This window comes from Providencia sp. wls1922, from assembly GCF_009706505.1.
GTDB lineage: Bacteria > Pseudomonadota > Gammaproteobacteria > Enterobacterales > Enterobacteriaceae > Providencia > Providencia lanzhouensis.
This window is the reverse complement of the sequence record NZ_WLUG01000106.1, coordinates 25,623-31,834: the sequence shown is the minus strand read 5'-3', so window position 1 is coordinate 31,834 and position 6,212 is coordinate 25,623. Positions and strand designations below refer to the sequence as shown.

At 44.9% G+C, this 6,212-nt stretch carries 4 protein-coding genes; all 4 read right to left on the bottom strand.

What is annotated here, in order from left to right:
* Window positions 1-126: 126 nt before the first annotated feature.
* The gene (locus tag GKR71_RS14935; RefSeq protein WP_036950702.1) at window positions 127-1,128 is read right to left on the bottom strand and encodes an NAD-dependent epimerase; all 1,002 of its coding nucleotides are present in this window, start codon (window positions 1,126-1,128) and stop codon (window positions 127-129) included.
* 65 nt (window positions 1,129-1,193) lie between these two features.
* Window positions 1,194-2,852: an LTA synthase family protein gene (locus GKR71_RS14930; RefSeq protein WP_036950700.1), complete on the bottom strand. Its 1,659-nt coding sequence runs from the start codon at window positions 2,850-2,852 to the stop codon at window positions 1,194-1,196.
* A 75-nt stretch (window positions 2,853-2,927) separates the two neighbouring features.
* The gene (selB, locus tag GKR71_RS14925; protein WP_108479133.1) at window positions 2,928-4,796 is read right to left on the bottom strand and encodes a selenocysteine-specific translation elongation factor; all 1,869 of its coding nucleotides are present in this window, start codon (window positions 4,794-4,796) and stop codon (window positions 2,928-2,930) included.
* A complete protein-coding gene (gene selA / locus GKR71_RS14920) occupies window positions 4,793-6,184 on the bottom strand; it encodes an L-seryl-tRNA(Sec) selenium transferase (RefSeq protein WP_154634506.1) in 1,392 nt (463 codons plus the stop codon). Before selA ends, selB begins: the two co-directional genes overlap by 4 nt.
* Window positions 6,185-6,212: the final 28 nt, after the last annotated feature.

Sequence of the window (6,212 nt, the reverse complement as noted above, 5' to 3'; positions counted from 1 at the left end):
ATGGCGTTAGACAGACCGACGTAGCCGGTACCTGCGATTGCTATTTTCAAACTTGCCTCTCAAATCCTTCTGCGGATATTTCAGGTGGTAAACTATATTGATGGTAAATCGTATTGATGACCGATATTAACGGTGATAATACGACTTGTACCAATCAACAAACGCCTGAACACCCTGTTCAATAGAAACTTGTGGGCGATAACCGGTGACGTTAAACAGGTCTTCGGTGTCTGCCCATGTCGTGTAAACATCTCCCGCTTGCATCGGTAAGAAGTTCTTAATGGCTTCTTTTCCTAACGCATTTTCCAATGCAGAAATAAAATCAATCAGCTTCACAGGCTGTCCATTACCAATATTATAAATCCGGTAAGGTGCGCTGCTTTGCGCTGGCGAATCTGAGCGATTTTGCGGGTCTGCTTGCGGGATTATATCTGAAACGCGAATAACACCTTCGACAATATCATCAATGAAAGTGAAATCACGGCTCAGATCGCCGTTATTATAAACATCGATAGGTTCACCCGCTAAGATAGCCTTGGTGAATTTAAACAGCGCCATATCAGGGCGTCCCCACGGACCATACACGGTGAAAAAGCGTAAGCCTGTCGTCGGGAGCTGATAAAGATGCGAATAAGAGTGCGCCATTAACTCATTGGCTTTTTTGGTCGCGGCATATAACGAAATAGGGTGATCGGTGGACATGTCGGTAGTGAATGGCATTTTATCGGTCACGCCATACACTGAACTCGAAGAGGCATACACCAAGTGTTTCACTTTCGCTTGGCGGCAACCTTCTAAAATCGCCAAATGCCCATTCAGGTTACTGTCAGCATAGGCAAATGGGTTTTGTAATGAGTAACGCACCCCTGCCTGTGCGGCAAGATGGATAACGCGGTCGAAATTCTCTTGAGTACACAACACCAGCACTTTTTCGCGGTCAGTGATATCAAGATGAATAAACCGGAACTGCGGATATTGTTCAAGTATATGCAGTCGAGACTGTTTCAATCCCTGATCATAATAGGCATTCATATTATCGATACCGATAACTTCATGCCCACTTTCTAATAGTCTTTGACACAATCTAAAACCAATAAACCCGGCACTTCCCGTGACCAAATATTTCATATTCGTTATCTTCTTACGTTATTAAATGATGGTTTATCAACATTCTAGCACTAATTAGAGATAAACTACTTGGTCTCATCTTTATTGGCGACACCGAGCACATGATAAACATAGTGGCGATAACCATCGAGTAACTGCTTATCTTCACAGTCATTCAGTTTACCGTCGCATAAATGGCGCATCTTAATATTCGCTTCATAGAACGGCGAAACTTTCAAATTTGCGCGTTCCAATAACATTCCACCAAGGAATGAAATGTCCGTTAACTCACCTGTTTTAATTGCGGTACCCGCTTTGAGATTATCTCTTAGGGTAAACTGTGTCGCATAAGCAGGAGACGATAATGTGGACTTATATTTGTCCAAACTGATCCCCGGTTGATGGTCACCAAAATAGAGGAACATCAGTGGGCGCTGACGCTTTTCCATAAACGAAACGAAATCACGAATGGCCGCATCAGAATGGACGATTTTTTCCATATAATGGCTAAATTCGCCTGCGGAATCTTTATTATCTAGCTTATCTTTAATTCCATAGTCATCACTGTGACCTTCTTTATAAGGTCCGTGTTCATACATGGTTAATGCAAAAATAAAGACGGGCTTGTCCGTTTCTGTTGCCAAAATTTCTTTTACGTACTTCAGCATATCTTCCGTGCTGATCGTCCATAAATTATCTTGCAACTTGCCTGGATAACCTAACTCTTGAGGCTGAATGATACGGTCAACGCCCATCGTTTCATAAGCGTGACCAGAATGATAAGCCCCTTTATTAAACGGTGTCAGGACGACCGTATAATAACCGTTGGCTTTCATCTCTTTAAATAAGCTGTTATTTAAATGATCGACCACAAAATAGAACACACCGCTTTTTTGTGCTCCGAAATCATCGCTATTTAACCCCGTTAATGCAGAAAACTCAGATAACCATGTTCCACCACCGAAGGTTTGTACGCGCATCGGACTATGTGCAATCATATTGGCATCTTGCTGAAACATAAATAACTCTGGCAGTTTAGTCCCTGCAGGTAAATCATAAACTTTTGGATCAACCGTGGATTCTTGTAACAACAGCAGAATGTCAGGCTTTTCGGTTTGTTCATTCTTCGCCAAAGAAACATTCGCCGCTTTTTGTTCAAAATAGCTCGCATCACCCACAAAATGCGGTGATTTGTATTTCGCATTCTGTGCAGACATCACCAAGTTAGTCACTGTACCACGACCTTTCGGCAACATTTGTGACCATTTATCAAAGTAATGCGTACTTGCCCAATCCGCCCCAAAGTAACCAACGATAACCATGAGCACACTAACCACACGTGATATCTTGCGTTTACATGGTGTCGATAAGCGCCAACTGATCACACCGTTGATGATAAGCAGAATAAATAACGCAAGTACCGCCACGCCCGCCAACCAATAGTGACCTAATGTCCCTAAGTTGGAGGTATCCGTCATCAAATTAATATCAGTGAAGAAAAGTTGCTCTTTATAATAGTGAACTTTTAACTGATTAAAGATTTTGATGATAATAAACAGGGTACTCGTAATAATTGCAGAGAAAACCCAACGAGCAGTGACTGTAAATAAAACACCGAATATGACAGCATAAACACAAATGGAAATCAGACCAGGATAGATAACGCCACTTTTTTCAAAGACTAAAAACAGCGAGCCAATAAAAATCAGCGCCAGATAAATACTCGCAATTAGTTTTTTATTCATTTGACTTCCACAATTCACAAAAAGGTATCAAGGTTAACAAAACTGCCAACATTATAATGGCGAAAACCCTACAATTTATTCAACAAAAATGCCTTTGTCTCGTAAATAATGCCCATCCTCTTTACGACGAGTAAAGCCGCTTTTATCAAAGAATTCGAGAATTTGAATCGCAAGTTTACGACCAATACCCAGTTCATTACGAAAATCAGCGGCAAAAATCACCTCGTGATCAGCACAATGACGTGAAATAATTTGGGCAAATTGGCGGATCTGTTCGCTGCTATAATACCTATCGCGCACAATCGCTACGATCATCCCCATTTGTGCAGCTTTTTTCAGTATACGGCGAATAGTATCTTCATCGTGACCTGTTTCTACGGCAATATCGCGTACCCAACGAGCTTCAGGATGCGAGAACAGCCCTTCCACTTGTTGCCAAATACCTTGCTGCTTGGCATCAAACACTAACCCATGCTGCGGCATATGCAACCAGCCACGAGTCTGCTTAATCACCCCCTCGGCAATCAAATCATTAATCAATTTGAATACCAAGGTTTCATCCATCGTAGGCAGCGCCATTCGTTTCAATCGCGCTTTACCGACACCTATCTGATCGCTATGAACTTCATTGAAATTTTCGAGGGATTGAGTCAACTTGTCCTTGGCAACCTGCGCTTTAAACGCAGAAAGTACGACATCGCCGACACGGACAATATCAACTTGTTCCAACAAGGAATCTAATGCCGACTGAGTTAACTGGCGCGACCAACCGTAACTGTTTAAGTCTAGCTCACCGCTGGGTAACTGTAGGTTAAGCTGCGCCAGCTCATCATCCGTTGCACATAAACGGGATAGCCAATCGAGAAACTCAGGTTGTCTCTTACCACGACGCGGAGACACTAAGCGGATCACTCGCGCACCAGCAAGGGTTTGCCGCGCACTAATATCGCGAATAATTAATCTGTCATTATCCACCAGCCACAGTGGCGTATCTAAAATCAGCTCTGCCAACATTGGTGTTTCGCCCGATTCTGTCAGCAAAGAGACTCGCCCTGTAATGTGACTTGCACCGTGGTATAAATGCACGGGTTGCCAATGTTTAAGTGGCGCATCACAAGTCAGTTCCACTATCACCCGAGAGGCGATAAAAGCAGGTTGCTCGGCCAGCAGCCAATCACCACGGGTTATCGACTCTTTATCGATATTCCCCGTTAAGTTAAGCGCGACGCGATCCCCTGCTTGAGCAAACTCAGCCACTTGGTTTTGGCGATGAATCCCACGAATACGGACTGGAGTATCCGCCCCCGTCACCCATAAGGATTCACCCACATTCACTTTACCCGCTAGCGCCGTTCCTGTGACTACAATCCCCGCCCCTTTCACATGGAAAATACGGTCGATGGCTAAACGAAAACGCTGTTGCAGGTTAGTAGAAGAATTATGTTGTTGGTGCAGTTGCTGTAAGTATTGACGCAGCGCATCAATGCCAAGCCCTGTACTTGCTGAAGTGATAAATAGTGGCGCATTCAACCAGCCTTGGCGACGCAGTTCCGCGTGAACCTGCTGAGTGACCTCTGCCACTCTCGACTCATCAACACGGTCGGCTTTGGTTAAAATCACCGAGACATCTTGGCAACCCGCAAGCCGTAAAATCGACAAATGCTCAAGGGTTTGCGCCATTATTCCATCGTCGCACGCCACCACCAGTAGGGCATGATTAACCCCACCGATCCCCGCCAACATGTTCGCGAGAAATTTTTCATGTCCGGGAACATCAATAAAACCGATTGAGCTACCGTCAGATTGCGGCCAATACGCATAGCCAAGGTCGATGGTCATTCCGCGTTTCTTCTCTTCTGGAAGATGCGCGGTGTTCACGCCTGTCAGCGCTTGAATTAACGATGTTTTACCATGGTCAACATGACCGGCTGTCGCAAAAATCATGACAATAACGCCTGCACTAACTCGTGTTCATCCTCAAGACAACGTAGGTCTAGCCACAATTTGCCCTCTTTTAAACGTCCGATCACAGGCTGAGGTAATTGACGCCAACGGTTGGCAAGACGCTCTAAATTACCGCCTTTTCCATCAAGAGGCGCGAATGTAATCGCATAGCTGGGTAATCGGTCAACAGGAAGAGAGCCGCTACCAATTTGTGATAAACAAGGCTCAGCCTCGACAAAGAAACGATCCCCATAATAAGCTTGCAGCTTCACGAGGATATTTTCGGCACTCTGCCTAATTTCTTCTTGGGAACGTGTTAACCAACGTAATGTCGGCAGTTCAGTGGTAAGTTTTTCAGGGGTTAAATAGAGTTTTAGCGTCGCTTCTAACGCAGCTAGCACCATTTTATCTACGCGAAGGGCACGTTTTAAGGGGTGTTTTTGAATGGCATCAATCCATTTTTTCTTACCGAGAATGATCCCCGCTTGAGGTCCTCCCAGAAGTTTGTCTCCAGAAATAGAGACTAAATCAATGCCTTGAGATAAATACGCTTGTGGCATCGGCTCCGCAGGTAATCCATATGCAGTCATATCAATCATTGACCCACTGCCTAAATCAATCGCCGTTGGTAATTGGTATTTTTGCCCTAAAACAGCTAGCTCTTCCCCTTCAACTTCCGCGGTAAAGCCTTCAATACTGTAGTTACTGGTATGCACCTTCATTAACAACCCAGTTTGGTCATTAATGGCATTTTCATAATCCCGTAAATGGGTTCGGTTCGTGGTACCCACTTCAACCAATTTACAGCCTGCCTGAGCCATCACATCGGGAACGCGGAATGCGCCCCCAATTTCTACCAGCTCACCGCGAGAGACAATCACCTCGCGCTGCGGAGCTACCGTGGCTAATAACAGTAAAACCGCCGCCGCATTGTTATTCACAATACAGGCATCTTCTGCCCCTGTTAGTTGGCACAGTAAGTCAGCAATAGCACGGTCACGATGCCCTCGCGTTGCACCATCAAGAGAATATTCTAAAGTGACTGGCGAGCTCATCACTTGCGAGACCGCATGGATGGCGGTATTGGACATCACCGCACGCCCTAGATTGGTGTGCAACACAGTCCCCGTCAAATTAAAGACGTTTTTTAACGCGCTGTGTTGCAATTCATCATGGCGAACAGAAAGTTCTGCTAACCAATCACCGTGCCAATCCGGTAAGCATCCGTCTTGTGCGATAGATGCTCGCGCTTGTTCCTGCATTTCACGAAGACATTCCGTAACCCAATGCAGACCCGATTTCTCTACCAACACCTGCGCTTCATCGAATTGCAAAAGCTTATCGATGGCAGGTAATTGGCGGTATAGCGCGACATTTGATTCATCCATAGTCACTCTTCTCTTTCTTACTGTGCAG

Coding starts and splice junctions, on each gene's coding strand:
- selA (WP_154634506.1), bottom strand. CDS start 6,184: ATGGATGAATCAAATGTCGCGCTATACCGCCAATTACCTGCCATCGAT.
- GKR71_RS14930 (WP_036950700.1), bottom strand. CDS start 2,852: ATGAATAAAAAACTAATTGCGAGTATTTATCTGGCGCTGATTTTTATT.
- selB (WP_108479133.1), bottom strand. CDS start 4,796: ATGATTTTTGCGACAGCCGGTCATGTTGACCATGGTAAAACATCGTTA.
- GKR71_RS14935 (WP_036950702.1), bottom strand. CDS start 1,128: ATGAAATATTTGGTCACGGGAAGTGCCGGGTTTATTGGTTTTAGATTG.